This is a genomic window from Actinophytocola xinjiangensis, assembly GCF_001921215.1.
Taxonomy (GTDB): domain Bacteria; phylum Actinomycetota; class Actinomycetes; order Mycobacteriales; family Pseudonocardiaceae; genus Actinophytocola; species Actinophytocola xinjiangensis.
This window is the reverse complement of record NZ_MSIF01000001.1, coordinates 454,614-477,618: the sequence shown is the minus strand read 5'-3', so window position 1 is coordinate 477,618 and position 23,005 is coordinate 454,614. Positions and strand designations below refer to the sequence as shown.

The following is a 23,005-nucleotide window of genomic DNA, read 5'->3' as shown; positions in this document are numbered from 1 at the left end:
CGACGCCGGACGCGACGGAACTGACCAACACCGCCCCGCCGGTGATCATTCCTCCGCTAGACGATGGTCTGGTCCACGAAACACCACCGCCAGTCCTCGCCCGGTTCGAACGAGCGCACGATCGGGTGCTGGGTGGCCGCGAAGTGGGCGCTGGCGTGCCGGTGCGGCGAGGAGTCACAGCAGCCGACGTGCCCGCAGGTCAGGCACTCCCGCAGGTGGACCCACCGGCCGCCGATGGCCAGGCAGTCCGCACACCCTTCGGTCGTGTCCGGTGACACGTCGTGGATCTGGTCGAGATGGACGCATTGAGCCATGCCCCATCATCGCACCGCTGACCGGTCACCACCCCGCGACCGAGGTCCGCGGCGGTGGGCTCAGCGGTTGAGCACGGCCGGCACCAGCGCACCCGCCAGTAACAGCACCGCGAGCAGCGCCACCACCAGCAACAGGGTGATCACGTAGTGCCGCGCCCGTGGTCGTTGCAAACGGCGCAGGGCGACGCCGCCGGCGATCAGCGTGGTGGCCGCGATCGGCAACAGCGCGTGGTGCCAGCCGCCGGTCTCCGACCACGCGCCCTCGACGCCGAGCGCGAGGCGGACGTCCCGGGTGGAGGTCACCGCGACCCTGATCTGGCCGACGACCAACCGCCGGGTGCCCCGCTCCCCCAGGACCCGCGGATAGGGCGCCACCAGGTACGCGGCGGCGCCGGACCGTTCGTAGGCGTCCTGGACGGAGGTGTCGTCGAGACCGGTGACCAGCTCGCAGGCGACCGTCGCGGGGATGCCTCGATCCGGCGCGGGCGGATGACCGGCCAGCACGTGGTGCAGGGTTGCCACGGGCCGATTCCAGTTTGATCACCACCCGCGCCGGACGAGATTCGGCGAACGGCAGGGACCTACCGCTGCTGCTTGGCCTCCTCCTGGAGCTCCTGCTGGGCGTCCTCGTAGCTGTCGTCCCAGTTCGCGACCTCCTTGAACGCCTCGGCACCGCCGGTACGCGCCAGGGAGATCGGTTTGATGGTGTCGGCGAAGCCGTCGCGGCCACGCGGTGACATCACGTCGTCGACGCGTTCGGCGCCTCGGCTGAGCTGGTCGTTGCCGAAGGTGATCCGGTCCCGGATCGCGCTGTTGGCCCGGTCGACGCCGCCTTCGACCTGGCGCAGGGAGTCGCGGTGCTTGCCGATGGCCCGGCCCATCTCCTTGGCCCGCTTGCCGACCTTCACCGACGCCTTGGCCAGCGCGTCCGACGCCTTGCGCAGCTTGTCGAACTTGCGAATGGCCATCGCCAGCTTCATCAGCAGCTTGCTGACCTTGCCGGCGATCTTGCCGGCGGTGGAGGCGGCGCGGGCCACGGCCCAGCCGGTGAACGCGGCGACCGAGGCACCGAAGCTGCACCAACTGGTCGCGAGCGCGGACACCGCTGCGATCAGGAACTCCGCCACGACGTCGGCGATGATGTCGCGGATGATGCCGCGCACGGTGGCGACCAGGACGCCAGTGCAGCGCACGCCGGTGGACACCGCCGTCGCCGCGCCCTCCAGCGCCGCGACCTGCTCGGCGACCTGGGTGGCGGCGGCACGGTAGGCGTCGGCGGCCTCGCCCTTCCAGGTCGCGGTCTCGCTGGTGGCGGCCTGGGCGTACTCCTGGCTGATCCTGGCGCACTCCGTGGCGACCTCGCCCCAGGTCGCGGCGACGCCGTTGACCGCGCCGGGGTCACCGGCCAGGTCGTCGAGCGGCTCCTTGAGGAAGGAGACGTGCTCGATCAGCCAGCCGATGCCGCCGCCGACGAGCATGCCCAGCGGGTTGGCGACGAAGCCGAGCACGTCGAGCCCCAGGGCGACGCCGTCGAAGGCCCAGTCGCTCGGGTTGTTGAAATCCTGGGCGCACTGCCAGACCGTGTCGACGATCCGGGCACCGTCGGTCGCGTTGTCCGCGTTGACCTCGACAACCACCGCTAGTCCTCCAGGAACTGTTCGAACAGGGACGCGTGCTCGTCGTCGGTCTGGGTGGTGGAGTCGGCGCAGTCGCGCAACGCGTCGGCGATGTCGGGCAGGGAGGAGGCCATCTCGGAGATGGAGTTGCCGGTCATGGCGATCTGCACCCTGGCGGACCCGCTGAAGACCTGGCCGATGATCCCGTAGGTCTCGATGCCCAGGTCGACGCCGGCGCCCTTGGCTCCGGCGGCGCTCAGGGCCGTTCCGAAGCCGTCGACGCTGCCGGCGTGGCCGGTCACGTCGGCGGGGACCATCTCGAAGTCACCCACGGTCGTCCCCCCAGACCGAGTCGAAGCCCTCGTCGTCCTCGGCGTCGGTGCGGCGGGGGCGGGCGGCGGGGGCCTCGGAGCGCAGCGGGGCCTCGGGTTCCCGCTCGTCCCCGGTCACCGGCCCGGGGCTGGGGTCGGTGGGGTCCGGCTCGTCGTCGTCCTCGCGCTGGGCGACCTCGATCTGGTCGCGCAGGAAGTCCATGGCCGGGGAGTCGCCGATCAGCGGCTGGAGTGTCTGCTGCATCTGCTCGGCGACGGCGGCGTGCGCGCCCCGGATGGTCTCGGTGATCATCGCGGCGAGCTGGTCGGGGCCGTTGCGCATGGCCTCCGGCGTGATGACCAGCCGCTCAAGGCGGCCGCCTGGGGCCATCTCCACCGACACCCCCCGGTCGGGGCTGGTGGCCCGCGCCCGCAGCGTCCTGAGCTCGGCCTGGGTCTGCTCGGCCCGCTGCTGGATCTCGCCGACCCGTCGCATGTAGTCGGCGAGCCGTCGCTCGCCGGCCCCTACATCCAGATTCATGGGCGGTTGGACGGACCTACCTGATTTCAGGTTCCCATGAATTCCGCAGCACCTCGGTGGCCATCTCCCGTGCCGACTGGCGGGTCGCCAGCACCACCGCGACCAGCGAGAACAGCAGGATCGCGTCCCGTCCGGCGGCCAGCGCGACCGCCGCCGGCGCGTCCGCCGGGAGGGCACCGACCGCGCTCACCACGGCCAGCACGCCCAGCGCGGCGAGCACCGCCACCGGCACCCACGACCACCGCCCGGCCGACGCCGGCCGCACCCGCCGGGAGTCCACGTACGGCTGCCCGTACCGCACGATCCGGGCGACGTCGGTGTGCACCGACGAGGCGACCAGGCCGGCGATCACCGCGACCAGCGCGCCGAACCCGGTGATCACCCCGGAGGGCGGGTCGACCAGCCACGCGGACTCCAGCTCCGGCCACGGCGAGACGAACGGGCCCACCCGCCTCGGGGCGTCGAACAACGGCAGGGACGCCAGCACCTCCAGCGCGCCGGCCCCCAGCCCCAGCCACGCGATCAGCCGCAGCCGCCGCACCCGCCGGGGCACCGGCGCCCGCGCGACCTCGGCCTTGGTCACCGGCCACCGCTCATCGGGTTTGTCCCGGCGCCGGTCGGGGCGCTGGTCACGGGGTCGGCGCGGGATCAGCAGGCCGATGGTGGCGGCGGCGAACCACACGGTCAGCAGACCAAGGGCGATCGAGAGGACCGGACCGGCCAGCGTCCACCGCGCGCTGTCGTTGGCGCCCGGGGACCGACCGGAGTCGAACACGGCGACGTCCCGCTCCCCCGGCGCGAGCTGGCCGGGCGGGAAGGTCACCGTCCCGGTCACGCCGTCGTCCCAGCGCACGTCGGCCCGGCACTCGTGGGAGGTGCCGACGCCCCAGCGGCCGACCGGGCCGTAGGTGGTGCAGTCGGTCACCGTGGCGGTGCCGGTCCGGTCGGCCTCCGGCGGCCCGACGAGCACGTCGGTGGCGCGGACCACGGTGGCCAGCAGCAGCAGGCCGATCACCGTGGCCAGCCCGAAGGCGAGTGCGCGCATCCGGCAACCCTAGCGATATCGATAAATGGCGGGAAACAAGGAATGGGGACCTGCCAATAACAATTAATTCAGCCGGGGTTATACTCCCGTCCGAAATTGCAGTGAACGAAACAGGAATCGCGTGACGACCACGGCGTTGAGGAACGATCCCGTGCCGGACCCGACGCCCGAACCGGCGGCGTCGACCGTCCACACCGGCCGACCTGCCTGGCTGGAGTACGCCAGAAGGCTGGCGCTGAGCCGGTGGCTGCCCAGGCTGGTAGCCCTGCTGGCCGCCGTGCCGGCGCTCACCACGCTGCTGGAGGTCACCCGCGCCGGGCGCCTGCAGCACATCGACTACCTGTTCCAGCTCACCAGGATCACCAACGCCGACGGCACCCTCAAGCCGTTCGACCTGCAGAACTACTTCTCCAACGAGCACCTGCTCGGTCTGCCGACGCTGTTCTACTGGCTCAACATCGAATGGTTCGCCGGGGACAACCGCACGCTCGGCGTGTTCGTCGTGGTGGTCGCCGCGCTCACCGTCGTGGCGCTGGGCGCCGCGCTGCCCCGCGACCTGCCGCCGCTGGTCAGGGCCGGGCTGCTGGTGGCCGCCTCGGCCCTGGTGTTCAGCCTGCACGGCCTGTGGAACTTCACCCGGGCGATGAGCGGCACCGCGTGGCTGACCGCCAACCTGATCGTGGTCGTGTCGCTGCTGCTGGCCAGCCGTGGTCGGTGGTGGCCGGCGCTGGCGCTCGCGCTGCTGGGCAGCCTGACCTACGGCACCGCGTTCCCCGTCTGGCCGATGCTGGCCCTGCTGGCCCTGCTGCGCCGCGAGGTCTGGTGGAAGCGGGTCCTGCCGCTGGTCCTGGGCGTGACGGTCGTGCTGGTGTGGCTGCACTTCCGGCCGTCGCCGCCGCTGGCCGGGCAGCCGGCCGGCGACCTGGGCAGCCTGCTGTACTACTTCCTCGCCATCGCCGGCAAGCTGTGGACCACCGAGGACGGCGGGGTGGCCGCCGCCGCGGGCGCGCTGATCATCGCGGTGTACGGCGCGCTCGCCACCAGCAAGGTGGCCCGCGAGCCCCGGCTGTGGTTCTGGTGGGCGCTGGCCGGCCACGCCCTGCTGTACTGCGGGATGATCGCGCTGGCCAGGGTCGACTACGGCGAGGAGGTCGGCCTGCACACCGCGCGCTACACCTCGGCGTCGGTGCTGCTGTCGATCCCCGCGCTGGTGATGGTGGCCTCCGTCGCCCACCGGAAGGTGGACCTGCGCGGGTACCGGATCGCCGTGGCGGTGGTGCTCACCGGGCTGCTCGGGTTCGCCCTCGGCGCGCCCTACGCCAAGCAGGAACGCACGGCCGGGCGGATCCACGAGGTGGAGGCGGTGGCGCTGCGCGCCGGCCTGAGCGACGCCTACCGCGTCTACCCGGCCGCCGAGGACCTGGTGCCCCGGCTGCGGGCGCTGGGCCACTACCCGTTCACCGACGACTTCACCCTCGGCTGCGGCGGCCCGGAGTTGGGGTCGCGGCTGGACCGCGGCGCCATGGAGCCCCTGCTGCCCGCGCGCGGCAACAAACGTCCGCTGCGCGCGGCCGGCACGGTCAACGCCGTCGAGCCGGTGGATCCCGCGCCGCTGGCCGACGGCCACCCGGCGCCGATCTTCTACGGCTGGGCGCACGACCGCGAGGACCCGGTGCGTTGTGTGGTCGTCGTGGACGGCGCCGGCACGGTCGTCGGTGGCGGCGTGAACGGGCTGGTGCGCACCGACGTCGCCCGGGACTACGCCGGGGTGGCTCCGGACTCGGGTTTCGTGGTGGTCGGCCCGGCCGACGCCGACAACCGGATCGTCGTGCTGCACCGCAGCGGGGCCATGCACTGGCTGCCGGCCAAGGGCCCGGAGCACCCGATGCCGCTCGACGACCTCATCGAGTGGCGCTGAGATGGCGCACCCGGACGACCTGGTTTCCCTGCCCGGCGGGACGTTCCTGATGGGCACCGACGACCAGGAGGCGGCGGCCGACGGCAGCGAGGGCCCGGTCCGGCCGGTCGCGGTCGCGCCGTTCCTGATCGGCGCGTACACGGTCACCAACGAGCGGTTCGCCCGGTTCGTCGAGGACACCGGGCACGAGACCGACGCCGAGCGGTTCGGCTGGTCCTACGTGTTCGCCGGGCTGCTGCCGGGGGCGCTGCGCCGGGGCGCGCCGCGACCGGAGGGCACGCCGTGGTGGTGCGGGGTGAACGGGGCGTACTGGCGGGAGCCGGAGGGTCCGGGCAGCGTCCTCGACGGGCGCGGTGACCACCCGGTGGTCCACGTGTCCTGGCGCGACGCGGACGCCTACTGCCGTTGGGCGGGCGGGCGGCTGCCGACCGAGGCGGAGTGGGAGTACGCGGCGCGCGGCGGGCTCGAACAGCGCCGCTACCCGTGGGGCGACGAGCTGACGCCCGGCGGCGAGCACCGGTGCAACATCTGGCAGGGCCGTTTCCCGGTGAACAACACCGAGGAAGACGGTTTCCTGGCCACGGCGCCGGTGGATGCCTTCCCGCCCAACGGTTTCGGACTGTACAACGTCGCCGGCAACGTCTGGGAGTGGTGTGCCGACGACTGGACCACCGACGCGCCCGACGCCGCCAAGGTCATCCGGGGTGGTTCGTACCTGTGCCACCACTCGTACTGCAACCGCTACCGGGTCGCCGCCCGCACCGCCAACACCGCCGACAGCACGGCCGGCAACACCGGTTTCCGCTGTGCCGCCGACGGGTGAGAACCTCAGCCGCCGGTGACGCCGCCGGAGCTGATCCGGCCGGCCCACTGGATGGCCGGCAGCAGCCGGTCGAGCAGTTCGCGCGCGGCGGCGCTGAGCGAACAGGTCCGGACCGTCGCGCCGTCGCGGTCGCAGACCACCAGACCAGCCAGTTCCAGCCGGCGCACGGTCCGCTCGGCCGACTCGCCGAGGTCGAGCACGTCGCGGTAGGGCAGCGGGCCGCAGGACAGCGCGGCGAGCACGTCCAGCTCGTGGTCGTCGGGCAGGACCCGCAGCAGCGCCCGCAGTTGCTCGGCGAGCACGGTCTCGTAGTCGGTGGCCGGCCCGGGGTGGCCGAGTTCGGAGCTCCAGTCGGAGGTGAGGTCGGTGATCCGCCCACCGGCGTCGCGGCCCTTGCCGCGCAGGCGCCAGATCGGCGGCACGTCGCTGGGCCGGACCTCGGCGGTGACGAACCGGTTGCGGCCGTTGTCCTTGGCGCGCAACAGGGCCGCGTCGGCGCCGTGGAACAGCGCCACCACGTCGTGGTCGGCGCACTGCTCGCGCACGGCGATCCCGATCGAGGCGGTCAGGCCGGTGAACGTGGTGATCCCGTCGCGCGCCGAGGGCGCCGGCACGGCCACCGCGCGGATCTGGGTGAGGATGGTCCCGGCGACCCGTTCGGCGCCCTCGCGGTCGGTGGCCGGCAGCAGCACCAGGAACTCGTCGCCGCCGTGGCCGCCGTAGCGGCCGGCGACGTCGACCTGGCGGGTCGCGCCCCGCACGACCGAGGCCACCGCGCGCAGCACGGCGTCGCCGGCGAGGTGCCCGTGGGTGTCGTTGACCTCCTTGAACCGGTCGAGGTCGATCATCAGCAGCGCGGCGGGGCCGCTGCCGGCGTGGTCGAGGACCTCACCGGCGGCGCGTTCCCAGCCCCAGCGGTCCAGCATGCCGGTCAGCTTGTCGGTGGTGCGGAACCCGAGGGGTTGCCCACAGGTGGCACAGCCTGGGCCGGAGAAGACATCATCCGTGCCAGCTAGCCGCATCGTGAAGTCCTTAACCGAAGCAAAGTGGATCTCTGTCGAGGGTAGACCGATTGACTGTCTCGTTTCAACTGACAAAAATGGACATTCAGCGGCGTTGCTATCTCTGGGTACAGGCGGGAGGCCGGTGATGGTCGCACGGGAGCCAGGCAGGACCCTCGCCGACAGGTTGAACCACCTGTTCGCCGGGATGACCGTCCGCAACGGCCAGGAGTTCAGCAACGAACAGGTCGCCTCGGCCATCGTGGCCACCGGGGTGACGATCTCGCAGAGCTACATCTGGCAGCTGCGCAAGGGCCGCAAGGACAACCCGACGTTCAAGCACCTGCAGGCGCTCGCCGCGTTCTTCGGTGTGCCGGTCTCCTACTTCTTCGACGACGAGGTGACCGACCGGGTCGACGAGCAGCTGGTGCGGCTGCGGGCCGAGCAGGCGCGGCTGACCGAGATCATGGACTCCAGCGACGCGCAGCTGATGGCCCTGCGAGCCGGCGAGCTCTCCCCCCGGGGACGGCGCCAGGTGATGGACCTGCTCGACGTGGTCCACCGGCTGGAGCAGGCCGAGCGGGACAGCGGTCCGCAGGGCTGAACGGAGCACGGGCGACCTGGCGTCCGGTCCTGCCGCGATCCACCCCCGGTCTGGGAAACTCTGCCGGGACAGGGTCCCTGGGGGTGTGGGCGGGGAGGTTCGGGGGCGTGCGCGAACGCGAGTTGCGCCGGTACTGCCGGGGGTTGTTGAACGAGCTGGGCATCCGCCCACCGCTGGACGTGCACGAGCTGTGCCGGCGCGTCGGGGAACGACGCGGCAAACCGATAAGACCGGTGGCCCACCCGATCCCCGTGCCGGGACCGTTCGGCGCCTGGGTCAGCACGGCCTCCGCCGACTACCTGCTCCACCAGAGCGAGACCAGCCGCGCCCACCAGGACCACATCATCCTGCACGAGCTGGGCCACATCCTGGCCGGTCACCGCTGCGAGCGGGCCGACGACACCCTGCCCGCCCAACTCGACCCGGCCGACGGTCCCACGCTGGCGCGCCGGTACCCCGACCTGGCACCGGAGGCGGTGCGCCGGGCGCTGCACCGCACGTCCTACGACTCCGACCAGGAACGCGCGGCCGAGACGGTGGCCACGATCATCCTGGAATGGGCGACGGTGTTCGAGTCGGTCGGACCGCCGGCCACCTCCGCCGACGACACCGCGCGGCGCATGGGCAACGCGCTGACCGCCCGGTGGGGCTGGCTGTGACCCACACCTGGCTCGACGTGGCCCACGAGGTCGTCTCGCTCACCGTGCTCGGCGGGGCGGTGTGCCTGCTCGCCCGCCGCCCCTACGACGCTCGGCGGTGGTCGGCGGTGGGACTGATCGGCGGCTGGGCGCTGGCCTACCCCCTGAGCCTGGCCGCGAGTACCGGCACGAGTTTCCTCGGCGCCGACGCCCTGACCGCCCGCTACGCCGAACACGTGCTGATGCTGCTGGCCGCGTTCAGCCTGGTCTGCTTCTTCCAGTTCGCCGCCGCCGAGGTCGACCGGGCGCGGCGGCGGGTGGCGCGGGAGGCGGCCGTGGTGGTCGTGGCGCTCGCGGTGCTCACCGTGGCGTGCCTGACGATCCCGGAGGCGCTGCGGATCCCGGCGGCCACGGTCGCCGTCGACCCCGCCGACGGTCCGGTCGGCGAACCGGCGGTGGCCGCGTTCTACATGGCGGCCAACGGGTATCTGCTGTACGTCGCGCTGGCCACCGGGCGGTGGACCAGGCGTTACGCCAAGGGTGCCGAGCCCCGGCTGCGACGGGGACTGCGGGTGGCCTCGGGTGGGTTGGCCGCGGTCGCCACGGCCGACGCGGTGCTGGTGCTCACCGATCTGAGCCGGCTGGCCGGCAGTCCCGCCCCGGCGCCGGTGGTGGCCGCGAGCGCGTTCCTGTTCCTGACCGGGCTGGTGGTGTTCTTCGCCGGCATGGCGCACCCGTCCCTGGCTGGCTCGGTCCCGCTGGCCAGGGTCTGGCTGCGGCACCACCGCGACCACCGCCGACTACGTCCACTGTGGACGATACTGAACGAGCGGTTCCCGCAGGACGCGCTCAACCGCACACCGGTCGGCCCGTGGCGCGACGTGCTGCGGCTGCGCGGCGTGCACCGCCACTACTACCGCCGGGTCATCGAGTGCCGCGACGGGCTGGTCCGGATCAGCCCCTACCTGGCCAGCCTGGCCACCGAACGCGACCTCGCCGAGCCGGAGCCGCTGGCCCGGCGGCTCGCCGACGCGCTGCGCGACCACGCTGCCGGCAAAACCGTGCCGCCCCAGGCGATCCCGGTCGCCGTGCCGGGCGAGGGCGGGCTGCGCGCGGACACCGACAGGCTGGTGGAACTGGCCGACGCGGTCCGGCGCACCACCGCGTGCCGCTACGTCGCCTCCTGAACCCGCGCGTGGACGATCACGATCAGGCTATGGTTCCCCGGTGTCGAGTCGCGAGTTGGTCGTGCTGGGGACCGCCAGCCAGGCGCCGACCCGCACCCGCAACCAGAACGGCTACCTGCTGCGGTGGGACGGCCTCGGCGTGCTGTTCGACCCCGGCGAGGGCACCCAGCGGCAGATGCAGCACGCCGGGGTCAGCGCGCACGCCATCGACCACCTGTGCGTGACCCACTTCCACGGCGACCACTGCCTCGGCGTGCCCGGTGTCGTGCAGCGACTGTCGCTGGACCGGGTCGACAAACCGGTGTACGCGCACTACCCGGCCTCGGGCGCGGAGTACTTCCGGCGGCTGCGCTACGCGGCCGCCTTTCACGAGGTGGCCACCCTGGTCGAGCAGCCCGTCGAACGCAACGGACCGGTCGCCACCGGCCCGTTCGGCACGCTGGAGGCCCGCCGGCTCGACCACCGCATCGACTCCTTCGGCTACCGCCTGGTCGAGCCGGACGGCCGGCGGATGCTGCCGGAGGCGTTGGCCCGCCTGGACATCACCGGCCCGGACGTCGGCCGGCTGCTGCACGAGGGCGTGCTGCACCGCGACGACCGGTCCGTGGCGCTGGCCGAGGTGAGTGAGCACCGCCCTGGCCAGCGGTTCGCGTTCGTGATGGACACCCGGCTCTGCGAGGGCGTGTACGCGCTCGCCGAGCACGCCGACATGCTGGTGATCGAGTCGACGTTCCTCAACCAGGACGCCGGGCTCGCCGCCGACTACGGGCACCTCACCGCCGCGCAGGCCGCGCGGGTGGCCGCCGAGAGCGGCGTGCGGTGCCTGGTGCTCACGCACTTCTCCGCCCGCTACCCCGACCCGACCCGCTTCCACGAGGAGGCGGCGGCGGTGTTCGACGGCCCGATCGTGGTCGCCGAGGACCTCACCCGGGTGCCTGTCCCGCCCCGGCGAGCCGGGGCGGGCGTAGGTTGGCGGGGTGCCCGAGGGTGACACCGTCCGCCAGACCGCCGTGGCCCTGACCAGGGAACTCGGCGGCGCGACCCTGCGCAGGGCGCAGCTGCGCCACCCCCGGCTGGCCACCGCCGACCTCACCGGCCGCACCGTCGAGGGCGCCCGGTCGGTCGGCAAGCACCTGTTCCTGCGCTTCGGCGGCGACCTGAGCCTGCACAGCCACCTCGGGATGGACGGCTCGTGGACCTTCCACGACCCCGGCCGGCGCGCCCCCGTCGGCCACTGGACCCGTGTCCTGTTGCAGACCGACACCCGCCTCGCCCTCGGTCAGCGGCTGCTGCGACTGGCGTTGGTGCCCACCGGTGAGGAGTCCGGGCTGGTCGCCCACCTCGGACCCGACCTGCTCGACCCGGACTGGTCACCGGAGATGGCCGAGCTGGCCCGGCGCCGGCTCACCGCCGACCCGGACCGCGAGCTGGGTCTCGCCCTGCTCGACCAGCACGTGATGGCCGGTGTCGGCAACGTGTACAAGACCGAGGTGTGTTTCCTGCTCGGGGTGTCCCCGTGGACACCGGTGTCCGGGGTGGACCCGGTGGAGACCGTCGAGCTGTGCCGGAAACTGTTGGTGGACAACGCCGATCGGCGACAGCGGTCGACCACCGGGCAGCCGGGGCGCGGGCGGGAGCTGTGGGTGTACGGCCGGGACCGGCTCGGCTGTCTGCGCTGCGGCGGGCCGGTGCTGACCGGTGTGCAGGGCAGCGGCACGCGGGAGCGGATCGCCTACCACTGCCCGCGCTGCCAGCCGGGGCCGGCGTAGGTCAGCCGAACAGGCCCCGGTCGACCCAGGCGTCCTGGCCGGGCTCACGGGCCGGGTGACGGGGTGGCGGCGGTGGTCGCCGGCCGGCTCCGGTCAGGGCGGCGGCCTGTTCCTGGTGGTGGCGCAGCTCCTCGGGGGTGAGCGAGCGCCAGTTCGCCATGGCCCGCTCGCCGAGGGCGGCCAGTGGTCCGGCGTGGGACCGCAGCGCACCGCGCGGGGTGAGCCGGCCGGCGAGCAGATCCCTGGCCAGTTCCCGGATCGCGGGGTCCTGGTCGGCGCGCTCCAGGTGCCGCAGTACCCCCGCGTCGATCGAGTCCCGTGGCATGTCAGTTCCCCTCCTCCTGGACCGTGATCGCGTCGAGGTCGCGCACGGTCGTGGTGATGCCGGCGACGACCGTCCTGGACCGCCCGTAGAGCGTCACCGCCTCGTTGATCAGGTCGAGCACCTGTCGGGCGTGGTAGGCCGCCGCCCCGTACCCGGTGACCGGGCCGACAGCCGTCTCGACGGTCGCGTCGCCGACGGCCGCCGCGGCCATGGCCATCAGCACCGTGTCGACGATCTCCCCGGCGACCACGGTCAGCGCCTCGTGGAGCTGGCTGGCCACCTCGGCCGCCGCCCGGTAGTTCTCGGCCAGCACCTCGCAGGTCAACTGGATCTCCTCGACGGCTGCGGCGAGCAGCCTCAGCGGTTCCCGGTACCGCCCGGGGGTGTCGCCGGCCGCCCTGGTCAGGTTCGTGGCGAAGTCCGGGCAGGCGTCGGCGACGTGCTCCCAGGCCGTGCCGCAGGTCCGGTAGGCCGCCCAGTCCCCGCGCAGCCAGCCGACCATCCACACGAACGGGTCGACGCCGGCCAGCTGGTACACCACCTCGCGGATGACGGCCGGCGGGCTGAGCGGGTCACCGTCCAGGTCGAACCCGACACCGTCACCGGCCTGGTCGGCATCGCGGAAGTGGACGGTCGGGTCGGTGACCGGCCGGACCTGGTCGGGTTCGGCCGGCTCGTCGAGCCGCGCGGCCAGCGCGTCGACGGCCGCGCCGGTCCGCTCGGTGATCCGCGCGATCGCGGTCATCGCCCCGTGCACCACCGCGTAGGCGTGGTCGTGCGGGCCGACGAGGTCAAGGATCAGGCCCTCCTGGCCGAAGGAGACCTCGGCGTACTTGCGCACGTACGCCTCGCCGGCGTCGGCGGCGTCGGCGATGCCCCGGATCGGCCCACTCATCCCCGTACCTCGTCGAGCAGTCCGCTGATCTGGGCCGCCAGCTGGGCCTGCGTGGCCGGGGTGAAGGTGACCCAGCCGTCGCGGCGCAGTTGCAGGAACCGGCCGGCGGCGCTGTCGTGGTAGCCGATCACCCGGCGCGACCCGACGGTGTCGCCGGTGCGCACCCCGAACTGGCCTCTGGCGAGCGCGCCGTCGCACACCCGGGCGACCGCGCGGGCGTCGGTGACGCGTTCGCCGAGGGCGGCCAGCCGCTCGGCGAACGCGTGCATGCCGCCGGCCGCGCGGGAGGTCGCGCCGTCCAGCGCGGCGGCCCGCACGCTCACCGAGTCGACGCGGCTGGTCGGCGCCTGACCGGCGAGCGCGACGACCTCGGCGACCAGCGCGTGTTCGGGGACCGTCCACAGTGTTACGGCGGGGCCGTCGTGCACGGCGAGCGTCGCCCAGCCGGCCCGGGCGCCGCCGCGTGCCCGGACCAGGCCGGTGCGGATGATCCTGGCGTCGACCGCCCAGGTGAACCGGGCGAGCCGGGTGAGGTCGCGGACCAGCTCCGGCCGGGGGCCGCCGCGGCCGGCCAGGCCCCGGTCCCGCAGTCCGGCCAGCACCTCGGCGACGACCCGCTGCCGTTCGGCCGGGGTCCGGCCCTGGCGCGGCAGGTCCAGTACCAGCGGCAGCGCGCCGAGACCGGCGAGCTCCCAGCACACCTCGAACTCCACGACGGACAGTGCGACGGTGTCGGGCGTGGTGACCGGCATGGCTAGGCCCTTCTCTCGTCACCGATGACCGAGTGGTTGAGCACCAGGATGTCGTCGGTGGTGAACAGTTCGTCGGTGTCACTGAAGTACCGGTCGGTGTGCTCGGCGTCGTCGTCGCCGGTGCCCCGGGCACCACCGGCGGCCGGACCCATCAGCGAGCCGGGACCGCCCGTGCGGCCGGGAACCCCGGCCGCACGGGCACCCGTCGGGGCGGTGCGGCTTCCCCCTGGCGGCACCGCGCCCGCCGCGGCTCCCGGGGCCCGCCCGGCCACCGGTTCCGCGCCGGGCACGAAGCCCCCCGCTCCGCCCACGAACCCACCGGGCACACCGCCGACACCCACACCACCAACTCCCCCACCGCCCACGCCGGTCGGGCCGAAGCCCCCGCGCGGGTTGGCCGGCCCGGGATACGGGCGGTCCGCCTCCGGCACGAAGCTCGACGGGGTCACGCCGCTGTGGTTCGGCGTGGTCGTCGGCTCCGGCGGGGAGGGGACCCGCTGGTCCGTCTCCGGGGCCTGTTCCGGTCGGGTCTGTCGCTGGTCCAGCGGTTCGCGCTGCTCCGGTCGGTCGTCCTGCTGATTCCTCGGTTGGTCCTCCGGTTTCTGGTCCGGTTTCTGCTCGGGTTCCCGCTCGTTCCGGTCGGGAGTCCGGTCGGGGGTCCGGTCCGTGGTCCGCTCGTTCGGGCGGACCCGCGGTATCTCGGTGATCCGGTTCTCGGTGGTCTCGCGGGCGACCAGTGGCGTCGTCGGCGGCACGTCGGCCCTGACGGTGATCGGCTCGATCCGGGCCAGCGGCGCAATGGCGGCCAGGTTGGTCCGGGTGGCCTGCTCGTGCGCGTAGAGCAGCCGGTTGGCCTCGTCGTCGGCGGCGCGCCGGGCGGCGACCTGCTCGTCGAAGTCGGTCTGCACGTCGAACAGGTTGCCGGTGGTCAGGTTGACGGCGTCGCCGAACGCGTCGCCGAACCCGTACTCCGGGCGCGGTGCCGCGCCGGGCATGCCGTAGCGGGTCCGCTCGACCGACTCGCCCTGCAGCCCCACCTGGGAGCCGGCCTCCCCGGTGACCGGCGCCGAGCCGGCCGACCAGCTCGCGGCGGTCACCATCGACCGCCCGGCCGCGCCGCCGGCGGACCCGGTCCACTCGCCGCCGAGCCGGTTGACCAGGTCGCGCAGCGTCTGTTCGCTCTCGATCAGGTCATTGCCCAGGTCGACGACCGCCGCCTGCGCCTCGGCGAGCACCGAGGCGCCGGGGCCCTGTGCCATCCAGCTGATCTTCTGTTCGAGCGGGAAACCCTCGTACTGGTAGAAGCCGATGCCCAGGCCGAAACCGGCGGGGCCGGACTGTTCGGGGAGCTGGCCGGAGTCAGACACGGTAGCCCCCGATCCCTCGCATCGCCTGGGCGATCTCGTCCTCGGTGTAGCCGTAGGCCAGGGCGGCGTCGCGGCACTGCCGGGCCACCCCCAGCAGCTCCGCCACGTAGGCCCGCGCCCGGTTGAGGTAGGAGTCCTGGCCCTCGACCAGGAGTTGGTTGAGCGCCGGGGCGAAGTCGCGGCTGGCCGGGTCGCCCAGCGCCGCCTCCGTCCGCATCCGTGCCTCGTGCCGGACGAGCCGCTGCTCCATCCGTCCGGCTTCCGCCTCGAACGCCCTGCCGATCTCCAGGACGTTCTGCTCGTTGACCATGAACCCGGCCACGTCCGCTCCCTCCCGCCGATCCTGGCCAGCACTGACCCGCACTGCCTCGAAACGGTGCCCCACGGGCATTGGACAGACCTGGGACGAACCTTGGATCGGCCCTTCTCCGCAGGTGGGAGCGCTCCCTACTGGGCGACCTCGCCGACGGGGTAGTCCTTGAGGTCGATGGCGTTGGCGGCGCGGTGGATCGGTGCGACGGCCTTGGCCAGCAGTCGCTCGCGGCCGGGCAGCCGGGACAGCAGCGACAGCAGCGCCATCGACACGCGGACCTGGCCGCGGCTGCCCAGCACCATCCGGCGCACGTTGGCCGGACCGAGCTTCTGGTTGGTGGCGACGAACTCGCGCAGCGCGGCCTGGTAGTTCGCGAAGCCCTCGGTGTGGTCGGCGGCGGCGGCCAGTTCGCCGGCCAGCACGTAGGCGCCGACCAGCGCCAGGCTGGTTCCCTGTCCGGAGGCGACGGACGCGCAGTGGGCGGCGTCGCCGACCAGGGCGATCCGGCCGGTCGACCAGTGGTCGAGGTGGACCTGGCTGAGCGAGTCGAGGTAGAAGTCCTCGCCGATCTCGGACAGCAGCGCCGGCACCTCCCAGCCCTGGTCCCGGTAGTGCTCGACGAGGTGGCGCCGGCCGTCGGCGGGCAGCGGGGTGTCGTCGGCGAACAGGAACATGGCCTTGGCGCCGGCCTCCCGGGCGGTCGAGTACACCAGCACGGTGTGGTCGGGGCTGACGTAGGTGATCTCCTCGCGGTCGAGGCCGAGGTGGTTGGGCACGCTGAAGATCGACACCCGGTAGCCGAGGTCGCGCACGTGGTCGCCGGGGCCGAAGGCCATGGTCCTGGTCGTCGAGTGGATCCCGTCGGCGCCGACGACCAGGTCGAAGGCTCTGGTGGCCCCGCCGGCGAAGGTCACGTCGACGTGGTCGCCGGCCTGGTTCAGGCCGGCGATCTCCTCGCCCCACAGGAACTCCACGCCCTCGGTGGCCTCGAGCAGCAGGCGGTGCAGGTCGCCGCGCAGGATCTCGGCGTCGCCACCGCCATCGCCGCCGCCACCGTCGCCACCGCTGTCGCGGCCGCCGAAGGTGTCGCCGTCCATGCTGGCGACCCGCCGGCCCCGGCCGTCGACGACGGTGCCCGACCGCACGCCGGTGGCGTGGGCGCGGATCTGGTCGAGCAGGCCCATGCGCTCGACCACGCGCAGTGCCGCGCCCCGGATGTCGATCTTGTAGCCGCCGTCGCGCGGGCCGGCGGCCCGTTCGACGACCGTCGGCGTGCAGCCGTGGCGGCGCAGCCAGTGGGCGAGGGTGATGCCCGCGACGCCGGCACCGGAGACAAGGACCGTGGTGTTCTTCACGAGAGCGACGGTACAACCGTGTTAGACACTTGTGCAAGACGTTTGTGTTGTACAGTTGTCTCATGGGTAACAGGGAGGACCTCCTCGCCGGCGCGCTGCACTGCCTGCACGAGAAGGGCTACGCGCGCACCACCGCGCGTGACATCGCCACCGCCGCCGGGGTGAGCCTGGCCGCGATCGGCTACCACTACGGCACCAAGGACGACCTGCTCAACGCCGCGCTCCAGCAGGCCATGGCCGACTGGGGCGACGACCTCGCCGCCGCGCTCACCTCGGCCGGCCCCGACCTCACCCCGGCCGAACGGTTCGAGCAGACGTGGAACAGGGTGATCAGCTCGTTCACCGACAACCACCGGCTGTGGGCGATCCAGTTCGAACTGCTGGCCAGCCTCGACCGGAAACCGGAGCTCAGAGAGGTGTTCGCGGAGGCCAACCGGCGCGCGCAGGCGGAGCTGGCGACCCTGTTCGGGGTCGAGGGTGACGCGGTCGGCGCGCTGTTCCAGGCACTGATCGGCGGCCTGGCCGCGCTGTCACTGGTCGACCGGGACAGCCCGCCGTCGGGTCACGACCTGCGCGAGGCGATCCAGGCGGTCGCGGCGGCCGTGCGGTAGGTCCGGGGTCAGCGCGGGCGGCCGACGTCGGGCCTGCGGTAGTCGCAGACCCCGGACGGGAAGATCTCGCCCAACCGGGCCAGCTCCGCACGCGAGGGCCGCCAGTCGCCGTACACGCCCTTGCCCAGCGCGGCGCGCACCGGCTGGAGCGCGCACTTGTAGTGCTGTTCGTCGAACGGGCCACCGGCCACCGTGCGGGACGTGCCGTTGATCGGGAACCGTGCGGTGCACGGGCCATCGGCGCGCGAGTCGATGATCCCGCGCCAGGCGTCGGCGCCCCGGTACAGCGGGGTTCCGTCGGTGGCGAAACAGCTGTCGACGGCCTCGGCCGGCTTGGCGGCGACCACTCCCCCGGCCGGGTCGGCCGCCAGGTTGGTCAGCCACTGGTCCATCACCGCCAGCGCCTGCGGTGTCTGGTCGAACGCGCGGGCCGGGCGGGCGTCGGTGAACCACACGACCTGGTTGGCCGCCGAGCCGTCGCGGTCGAGCATCCGCTGGCGGGAGGCGAAGGACTGGCGCGCGTTGTGCATGTCCAGTTCGGCGTCCAGGTAGTGCCGCCAGTCGATCACCGGGATGTCGATGTCACCGTCGAACACCATGCCCGAGCGGTAGACCGCGCGCATCGCCTCGACGCTGCCCTCGGTCCGGGGCGCGACGCCGTTGGCCCCCGGCACGGTCTGGTTGCGCACGCTCCACACGTCCACGTCACCGGGACAGGCCGTCTCGATGAACGGGCAGCCCTCCTGGACGGCGTCCTGCGGTGGTTTCCAGCCGCCGACGGTCGCGTTGAGGTCGAGGAACTCCTCGGGCGTCAGCTGACCGTCGCGCAGCGCCTGGAGTCCGTACTGGACACCGACGTTGTCCCAGGTGGACCTGGCGTAGCCGGTGAGCGGGTCGCGGCCGTAGACGTTGACCGCGTCGTTCCAGTGGGTCCACTCGACCTTCGCCTGCTGTTCGGGCGTGATCCCGGGAACGGTGCCGTACTTCGGGTTCAGCGTCAGCGGCGAGAGCCCGCGCCAGGCGTTGACGCACTCGCTCGACCCCGGGCTCGGCATCCACGGCGTCAGCTGCTGGTAGGGGTTGGCGACGGTGTCCGAGGAGGCCAGGCCCTCCAGCAGCGTGCGGTTGGTCCAGGTCCGCCACTTCGACGTGGGATCGGCGATCACCTTGCGGTCCATCCACCGTTCCAGCAGTTCACAGTCCCCGACGTGGATGGTCTGGGTGACCATGTCCGGGTAGGAGTACTGCGGGATCGCGCCGTCGAGCAGGCCGCGGTGGTTCTGGCCGTAGAGGTACTGCTGGATGCCGCCGCCGGAACCGCCCAGCCCCACCGTGTACACCGGGTCGCCGTACTCGGTGACGAACCGGGACTTGACCATCATCGCGGTCTCGCCGCCGAGCACCATGTTGTAGTGGGTGTTGGTCTTGGTGCCGGTGGACCAGGCGATCGCGTAGCCCTGCCCGAGACCGTGCACGTACCGGGACTCGCCCTGGTTGTTGGACCCCTGGTAGTGCCCGATGGCCACGCCGCCGCCGAAGTGGTAGATCAGCTTGCGGTTCCAGTGCGGCAGGTCGGCCGGCCCGCTCGCCTCCGGGTCGAGCACCGCGATCGTGTAGACGAACCGGTTGATGGTGCCGCGCTCCCAGCGGATGACGAAGTCGACCTCGTGTCCGTCGGCGGTCGTGGTGGTGGCCAGGTCCTCGGGTCGGGGCGCCGCCGGGTCGTAGGGCCGCCACGCGCCGCCGGTGGTCCGGTAGTAGTGGCTGGTGACGGTCGGCAGCGAGCAGTCCTCGTCGAGGAACGGGCCGGTCAGGTCGAAGCCGGCGAGGTGTTGGGGCGTGGAGCAGAAGAAGTCGGGCTGCTGGGGGCCGGAGAACATCGGGCCGGTGACCGGGTGGTTGACCAGCCGCAGGCTGGTGCGCTCGCGCTCGGCCCGCGCCTCGACCGTGCTCTGTCCCGCCGGCAGCCCGCGCACCACGCCCTCCAGCGCGTGCGGCGCCTGGTCGTCCGGGGTGAAGGCGGCGGTGACGTCCCTGCCGTTGACGGTGACGCGTGCCCGGTCCAGCGGCAGCGACCGGGGCACGGTGACCCGGATCCTGGCCGCGTCGCCGCTGACGTAGCGCGCCGGCCCGGACAGTGTCTCCACCGCGAGCCCGTGGTGGCGTCCGCCGGGGGCCGCGCTCGCGGCGCCGACCCCGCTGGCGAGCAGGCCGGCGACGGCCAGGGCCGCGACAACGGTGAACCGACGACGCGGCATCGCGCCCTCCCAGCCTCGCGGTGTCTCACGGTGTCCCAGCGCACCGGCACGGACACGATAGCCCAGCGCGGGACCGCCGACGGCCGCCGAATGCCGTCAGTTCACCGTCACCGTTCGGTGGCCAGGCAGGTCTGGCAGGTGACCGTGAACGGGGTGTTGAAGACCTCGAACACCCGTTCACCGCACCGGGTCCGGTAGGGGGCGGGGTCGATCAGGACGTGCTCCGGCGCGTCGACCAGGTGGATCCGGTCGTCGTCGCCGGCCTTGCCGGTGTACGCGCGGGCCGCCGTCGTGGGGTGTGCCATGGCTGGGTCGTACCCGGCGGCCCGGTTCCTACACGTCAGGCGAGTCGGCCGGCGCGACGCCCGAACACCGCGCCGGCGGTGAGCCCGCTGCCGCCGGGGTAGTTGCCGCTGAACAGCCCGCCGAGCATCTCGCCGCACACGTAGAGGCCGGGCAGCGGCGCGCCGGACTCGTCGAGCACCCGGCCGTGGACGTCGGCGCGCAGGCCGCCGAAGGTGAAGGTGATCCCGCAGGTGACCGGGAAGGCGTGGTACGGCGGACGTTCCAGCGGGATCGCCCAGTGCGACTTGGGCGGGTCGGCCGACGCCGACCGGCCGTCCCGCACGGCGATGTCCAGCGGCACCGAGCGGTCGATCGAGTCGTTGAAGGCGGCGACGGTCGCGGCCAGCGCGGTGGGGTTGATGCCGGCACCGGCGGCCAGGTCGGCCAGCGTCTGGCCGACGACGACCGACGCGCCGGGCATGTCGTACTCCTCGGCACGCAGCATCGGCCGGGTGGTGGCGTCGAAGAGCTGGAACGCCACGCCGCCGGGTTGTTCGAGGATGCGGGCGCCGTACTCGGCGTAGGTGTAGTTGCGGAAGTCGCGGCCCTCGTCGAGGAACCGCTCGCCCCGGTTGTTCACCACGATGCCCAGCGGGTAGCCGCCCCTGGTCAGCTGGTTGGTCAGCGCGCGGTTGCTCTCGTTGCCGGGGTACCAGGCGTCCCAGGCCACGCTGTGGCAGGTGCGCCAGTCTCCGTGCCGGGCGGCGCCAGCGGCGAGCGCGGCGACCAGCAGGTCGCCGGTGTTGAGCGGGGTGCCGCGGACCCTGGCGTGCCGCCAGGCCTCGCCGAGGTGGGTGGCCCGCAGGTCCGGGTTGGCCTCGAACCCGCCGGCGGCCAGCACCACCGACTCGGCGCGCACGGTGCCGCCGGCCCAGGCGACGCCGGTGACCCGGCCGTGCTCGACGACCAGGTCGGTGACCCGCACGCCGTGGCGGAGCACGACACCGGCGTCGCGGGCGGCGGCGGTGTGCTGTTCGACCAGTCCCCGGCCGCCGCCGGTGCTGCCGACGGTCAGCCCGCCCCAGAACACCTGCCGGCCCCGGGCGTCGGGGTAGGCCTGGCGTTCGTACATGAGGCGGAAGCGCAGGCCCTTGCCGTGCAGCCAGCGCAGCACGTCCTGGCTGTCGTCGATCAGCGCGGCGGACAGGGCGGGGTCGTTGCGTCCGCCGGTCACCGCGGCCAGGTCGGCGGCGAACTCCTCGGCCGGGTAGGGCGCGAGGACGGTGTGCGCGTGCCGGTCGTCGTGGTCGAGCAGGCCGGTGATCCCGGCGAGGCCGTCGTGGGCGACGCGGAACGCGCCGGCGGTGTAGTAGCTGTTGCCGCCGGCCTGGTCGGGTTCGCCCTTTTCCAGCAGCAGCACGCGCCGGCCGCGCTCGGCGGCGGCGTGCGCGGCGCTGAACCCGGCATTTCCCCCACCGACCACCACGACGTCGGTTTCCTCGGCCGGCATGTGCCCTCCATCGTTCCTTGTGCTGACCCCGCCAGCCACTGTATACAAGTGTCGACAGCGCATCGACCAAGGGATGTTCGATGGGACGGATACGCCGGTGGCTGCCCGCCGCGGTCGCGGTACTGGCCACCGTGACGGTGGTGCTCACCGCGCCGGAGGACGGCCACGCCGGGTCGACCGCGCGGGACGTGCTCGGCGAGCGGCAGCTGCGGCTGATGGCCCCGGCCTCCCCCGGCGGCGGCTGGGACCAGACCACCCGCGAGATGCAGGAGTCACTGCGCGAGCTGGTGGGGCGCACCGAGGTGTACAACGTCTCCGGCGCCGGCGGCACGATCGGCCTGAGCCAGTTCGTCCGCTACGACGGCGACCCGAGCCAACTGATGGCCACCGGACTGATCATGGTCGGCGCGGTCGTGGCCAACGAGTCGCGGTACTCGCTGGAGGACACCACCCCGCTGGTCCGGCTGACCACCGACTACCAGGTGATCGTGGTGCCCGCCGACTCCGAGCTGACCGACCTCGCCGGGGTCTCCGCCGCCATGAGCGCCGACCTGCCGGCGGTGTCGATCTCCGGCGGCTCGGCCGGCGGCGCCGAGCACATCCTCGCCGGCCTGATGGCCAAGGCGGCCGGCGCCGACCCCGCCCAGGTCAGCTACGTCGCGCACTCCGGCGGCGGCGAGATGCTCAGCACCCTGCTCTCCGGCCGCTCGACGATCGCGATCTCCGGGGTCTCGGAGATCGCGCCGCAGATCGAGGCCGGCACGGTGCGGGCGCTGGCGGTGTCCAGCCCCTCGCGGCTGGACTCGCTGCCCGACGTGCCGACCATGCGCGAGGCCGGCATGGACGTCGAGCTGCAGAACTGGCGCGGTGTCGTCGCCCCGCGCGGGATCACCGCCGAACAGGAGCAGGCCCTGGAGGACCTGCTGGTCGACATGACCGAGACCGACGCGTGGCGCTCGGCGCTGGCCGAACGCGGCTGGGGCGAGGCGACCCTGGCCGGCGAGGAGTTCGAGCGGTTCGTCCGCGACGAGCAGGAACGGGTGTCCCAGGTGCTGGCCGAGATCGGGCTGGGGTGATCAGGTGACCGAGACCGAACCGGCGCCCGACCGGCGCACCGTGCTCTCCTCCGGCGCGTTCGGCGCGGTGATGCTGGTGGCGTCGGTGCTGGTGATCGTGGACGCGGTCCGGCTGCCGGACACCTCCGGGGCGGTCGGGCCGGCGGCCGTTCCGCTGCCGGTCGGCGTCCTGCTGGGGGTCGTCGGCGGCGGGCTGCTGGTGCAGGCGCGACTCCAACTCGCGCGGGCGGCCGACGGCGAACCGTGGCAGCGCGGGGCCGGGCCCCGGGTGCTGGGGATGGTCGCCGCGCTGGTGGCGTTCGCGCTGCTGCTGCCGGTCCTCGGCTACGTACTCACCTCGACGGCCCTGTTCGTCGCGGCGGCGATGTTGTTGGGGGCGCCCAGTTTCTGGCGCACGGTGGCCTACGGCTGGGCGCTGGCGGCGATCGTGTTCCTGGTGTTCGACCGGGTGATCGGGTTGAGCCTGCCGACCGGGCCGTGGGGGTTCTGAG

At 73.1% G+C, this 23,005-nt stretch carries 26 protein-coding genes; 10 read left to right on the top strand and 16 right to left on the bottom strand.

The window, feature by feature from the left end:
- Positions 1–56: 56 nt before the first annotated feature.
- The 6 genes from BLA60_RS02260 to BLA60_RS02235 are packed head-to-tail and all read right to left on the bottom strand — an operon-like array spanning position 57 to position 3,827.
- Positions 57–314 carry a ubiquitin carboxyl-terminal hydrolase 14 gene (locus BLA60_RS02260; RefSeq protein WP_075130970.1) on the bottom strand — a complete coding sequence of 86 codons (258 nt, stop codon included), beginning with the start codon at positions 312–314 and terminating at the stop codon, positions 57–59.
- Between the two features lie 60 nt (positions 315–374).
- Entirely contained in the window at positions 375–836 is a 462-nt protein-coding gene (locus tag BLA60_RS02255) for a hypothetical protein (protein ID WP_075130969.1), read from the bottom strand.
- A gap of 59 nt (positions 837–895) precedes the next feature.
- A complete protein-coding gene (locus BLA60_RS02250; protein WP_075130968.1) occupies positions 896–1,951 on the bottom strand; it encodes a hypothetical protein in 1,056 nt (351 codons plus the stop codon).
- Positions 1,952–1,953: 2 nt separating this feature from the next.
- Positions 1,954–2,262: a hypothetical protein gene (locus BLA60_RS02245; RefSeq protein ID WP_245811788.1), complete on the bottom strand. Its 309-nt coding sequence runs from the start codon at positions 2,260–2,262 to the stop codon at positions 1,954–1,956.
- Complete coding sequence (locus BLA60_RS02240) at positions 2,255–2,782, bottom strand: YbaB/EbfC family nucleoid-associated protein (protein ID WP_084734548.1); 528 nt, start codon at positions 2,780–2,782, stop codon at positions 2,255–2,257. Before BLA60_RS02240 ends, BLA60_RS02245 begins: the two co-directional genes overlap by 8 nt.
- Before the next feature lie 16 nt (positions 2,783–2,798).
- Positions 2,799–3,827, bottom strand: coding sequence for a DUF6346 domain-containing protein (locus BLA60_RS02235; protein WP_075130966.1), 1,029 nt, complete (start codon positions 3,825–3,827; stop codon positions 2,799–2,801).
- 151 nt (positions 3,828–3,978) lie between these two features.
- On the opposite strand from BLA60_RS02235, the gene BLA60_RS02230 reads away from it, so the two are divergent.
- Together BLA60_RS02230 and BLA60_RS02225 are read left to right on the top strand one after the other, a co-directional pair.
- Positions 3,979–5,745: a hypothetical protein gene (locus tag BLA60_RS02230; protein ID WP_075130965.1), complete on the top strand. Its 1,767-nt coding sequence runs from the start codon at positions 3,979–3,981 to the stop codon at positions 5,743–5,745.
- 1 nt (position 5,746) lies between these two features.
- Entirely contained in the window at positions 5,747–6,568 is an 822-nt protein-coding gene (locus tag BLA60_RS02225) for a formylglycine-generating enzyme family protein (RefSeq protein ID WP_075130964.1), read from the top strand.
- 5 nt (positions 6,569–6,573) lie between these two features.
- Here BLA60_RS02225 and BLA60_RS44725 read toward each other — a convergent pair whose 3' ends face one another.
- On the bottom strand, positions 6,574–7,590 hold the full coding sequence (locus BLA60_RS44725; RefSeq protein ID WP_162292886.1) for a GGDEF domain-containing protein: 1,017 nt from the start codon (positions 7,588–7,590) through the stop codon (positions 6,574–6,576).
- 127 nt (positions 7,591–7,717) lie between these two features.
- Between BLA60_RS44725 and BLA60_RS02215 the strand changes: the two genes are divergently transcribed.
- The 5 genes from BLA60_RS02215 (at position 7,718) to BLA60_RS02195 (ending at position 11,767) form a co-directional block, all read left to right on the top strand.
- Positions 7,718–8,173, top strand: a complete 456-nt coding sequence (locus BLA60_RS02215; protein WP_075130962.1) for a helix-turn-helix domain-containing protein — start codon at positions 7,718–7,720, stop codon at positions 8,171–8,173.
- A gap of 107 nt (positions 8,174–8,280) precedes the next feature.
- Complete coding sequence (locus BLA60_RS02210; RefSeq protein ID WP_075130961.1) at positions 8,281–8,832, top strand: hypothetical protein; 552 nt, start codon at positions 8,281–8,283, stop codon at positions 8,830–8,832.
- On the top strand, positions 8,829–9,998 hold the full coding sequence (locus tag BLA60_RS02205) for an MAB_1171c family putative transporter (protein WP_154814059.1): 1,170 nt from the start codon (positions 8,829–8,831) through the stop codon (positions 9,996–9,998). Before BLA60_RS02210 ends, BLA60_RS02205 begins: the two co-directional genes overlap by 4 nt.
- A 40-nt stretch (positions 9,999–10,038) precedes the next feature.
- Positions 10,039–10,989: a ribonuclease Z gene (locus tag BLA60_RS02200; protein ID WP_075130960.1), complete on the top strand. Its 951-nt coding sequence runs from the start codon at positions 10,039–10,041 to the stop codon at positions 10,987–10,989.
- Positions 10,976–11,767 (top strand): Fpg/Nei family DNA glycosylase, encoded by a 792-nt coding sequence (locus BLA60_RS02195; RefSeq protein WP_075130959.1) that lies wholly within the window; start codon positions 10,976–10,978, stop codon positions 11,765–11,767. The genes BLA60_RS02200 and BLA60_RS02195 overlap by 14 nt, the downstream gene beginning before the upstream one ends.
- Before the next feature lies 1 nt (position 11,768).
- On the opposite strand, the gene BLA60_RS02190 is transcribed toward BLA60_RS02195, so the two are convergent.
- From BLA60_RS02190 to BLA60_RS02165, 6 genes are all read right to left on the bottom strand, one after another.
- Positions 11,769–12,092 (bottom strand): hypothetical protein, encoded by a 324-nt coding sequence (locus BLA60_RS02190; protein WP_075130958.1) that lies wholly within the window; start codon positions 12,090–12,092, stop codon positions 11,769–11,771.
- A 1-nt stretch (position 12,093) separates the two neighbouring features.
- Positions 12,094–12,987, bottom strand: coding sequence for a hypothetical protein (locus BLA60_RS02185; protein WP_075130957.1), 894 nt, complete (start codon positions 12,985–12,987; stop codon positions 12,094–12,096).
- A complete protein-coding gene (locus BLA60_RS02180; RefSeq protein WP_075130956.1) occupies positions 12,984–13,739 on the bottom strand; it encodes an ESX secretion-associated protein EspG in 756 nt (251 codons plus the stop codon). Before BLA60_RS02180 ends, BLA60_RS02185 begins: the two co-directional genes overlap by 4 nt.
- Positions 13,740–13,741: 2 nt before the next feature.
- Complete coding sequence (locus BLA60_RS02175; protein ID WP_075130955.1) at positions 13,742–15,106, bottom strand: chromosomal replication initiator protein DnaA; 1,365 nt, start codon at positions 15,104–15,106, stop codon at positions 13,742–13,744.
- Positions 15,099–15,428: a hypothetical protein gene (locus BLA60_RS02170; RefSeq protein WP_075130954.1), complete on the bottom strand. Its 330-nt coding sequence runs from the start codon at positions 15,426–15,428 to the stop codon at positions 15,099–15,101. Before BLA60_RS02170 ends, BLA60_RS02175 begins: the two co-directional genes overlap by 8 nt.
- A gap of 125 nt (positions 15,429–15,553) precedes the next feature.
- Positions 15,554–16,774 (bottom strand): FAD-dependent monooxygenase, encoded by a 1,221-nt coding sequence (locus BLA60_RS02165; protein ID WP_075130953.1) that lies wholly within the window; start codon positions 16,772–16,774, stop codon positions 15,554–15,556.
- Positions 16,775–16,836: 62 nt separating this feature from the next.
- On the opposite strand from BLA60_RS02165, the gene BLA60_RS02160 reads away from it, so the two are divergent.
- Positions 16,837–17,385, top strand: a complete 549-nt coding sequence (locus tag BLA60_RS02160) for a TetR/AcrR family transcriptional regulator (protein ID WP_075130952.1) — start codon at positions 16,837–16,839, stop codon at positions 17,383–17,385.
- An 8-nt stretch (positions 17,386–17,393) separates the two neighbouring features.
- On the opposite strand, the gene BLA60_RS02155 is transcribed toward BLA60_RS02160, so the two are convergent.
- From BLA60_RS02155 to tcuA, 3 genes are all read right to left on the bottom strand, one after another.
- Complete coding sequence (locus tag BLA60_RS02155; protein WP_075130951.1) at positions 17,394–19,643, bottom strand: DUF6351 family protein; 2,250 nt, start codon at positions 19,641–19,643, stop codon at positions 17,394–17,396.
- A 107-nt stretch (positions 19,644–19,750) separates the two neighbouring features.
- The gene (locus tag BLA60_RS02150) at positions 19,751–19,948 is read right to left on the bottom strand and encodes a hypothetical protein (protein WP_075130950.1); all 198 of its coding nucleotides are present in this window, start codon (positions 19,946–19,948) and stop codon (positions 19,751–19,753) included.
- Between the two features lie 35 nt (positions 19,949–19,983).
- Complete coding sequence (gene tcuA / locus BLA60_RS02145; RefSeq protein WP_075130949.1) at positions 19,984–21,438, bottom strand: FAD-dependent tricarballylate dehydrogenase TcuA; 1,455 nt, start codon at positions 21,436–21,438, stop codon at positions 19,984–19,986.
- An 80-nt stretch (positions 21,439–21,518) separates the two neighbouring features.
- Here tcuA and BLA60_RS02140 point away from each other — a divergent pair, with 80 nt between their 5' ends.
- Both BLA60_RS02140 and BLA60_RS02135 read left to right on the top strand, forming a co-directional pair.
- Positions 21,519–22,514, top strand: coding sequence for a tripartite tricarboxylate transporter substrate binding protein (locus tag BLA60_RS02140; protein ID WP_075130948.1), 996 nt, complete (start codon positions 21,519–21,521; stop codon positions 22,512–22,514).
- Between the two features lie 4 nt (positions 22,515–22,518).
- Positions 22,519–23,004: a tripartite tricarboxylate transporter TctB family protein gene (locus BLA60_RS02135; RefSeq protein WP_075130947.1), complete on the top strand. Its 486-nt coding sequence runs from the start codon at positions 22,519–22,521 to the stop codon at positions 23,002–23,004.
- Position 23,005 lies beyond the last annotated feature (1 nt).

What these genes read in the sequence shown, in the direction of transcription:
- BLA60_RS02240 (WP_084734548.1), bottom strand. Translation starts at nt 2,782, where the DNA reads ATGAATCTGGATGTAGGGGCCGGCGAGCGACGGCTCGCCGACTACATG.
- BLA60_RS02160 (WP_075130952.1), top strand. Translation starts at nt 16,837, where the DNA reads ATGGGTAACAGGGAGGACCTCCTCGCCGGCGCGCTGCACTGCCTGCAC.
- BLA60_RS02155 (WP_075130951.1), bottom strand. Translation starts at nt 19,643, where the DNA reads ATGCCGCGTCGTCGGTTCACCGTTGTCGCGGCCCTGGCCGTCGCCGGC.
- BLA60_RS02235 (WP_075130966.1), bottom strand. Translation starts at nt 3,827, where the DNA reads ATGCGCGCACTCGCCTTCGGGCTGGCCACGGTGATCGGCCTGCTGCTG.
- BLA60_RS02225 (WP_075130964.1), top strand. Translation starts at nt 5,747, where the DNA reads ATGGCGCACCCGGACGACCTGGTTTCCCTGCCCGGCGGGACGTTCCTG.
- BLA60_RS02185 (WP_075130957.1), bottom strand. Translation starts at nt 12,987, where the DNA reads ATGAGTGGGCCGATCCGGGGCATCGCCGACGCCGCCGACGCCGGCGAG.
- tcuA (WP_075130949.1), bottom strand. Translation starts at nt 21,438, where the DNA reads ATGCCGGCCGAGGAAACCGACGTCGTGGTGGTCGGTGGGGGAAATGCC.
- BLA60_RS02260 (WP_075130970.1), bottom strand. Translation starts at nt 314, where the DNA reads ATGGCTCAATGCGTCCATCTCGACCAGATCCACGACGTGTCACCGGAC.
- BLA60_RS02190 (WP_075130958.1), bottom strand. Translation starts at nt 12,092, where the DNA reads ATGCCACGGGACTCGATCGACGCGGGGGTACTGCGGCACCTGGAGCGC.
- BLA60_RS02140 (WP_075130948.1), top strand. Translation starts at nt 21,519, where the DNA reads ATGGGACGGATACGCCGGTGGCTGCCCGCCGCGGTCGCGGTACTGGCC.
- BLA60_RS02215 (WP_075130962.1), top strand. Translation starts at nt 7,718, where the DNA reads ATGGTCGCACGGGAGCCAGGCAGGACCCTCGCCGACAGGTTGAACCAC.
- BLA60_RS02180 (WP_075130956.1), bottom strand. Translation starts at nt 13,739, where the DNA reads ATGCCGGTCACCACGCCCGACACCGTCGCACTGTCCGTCGTGGAGTTC.
- BLA60_RS02150 (WP_075130950.1), bottom strand. Translation starts at nt 19,948, where the DNA reads ATGGCACACCCCACGACGGCGGCCCGCGCGTACACCGGCAAGGCCGGC.
- BLA60_RS44725 (WP_162292886.1), bottom strand. Translation starts at nt 7,590, where the DNA reads ATGCGGCTAGCTGGCACGGATGATGTCTTCTCCGGCCCAGGCTGTGCC.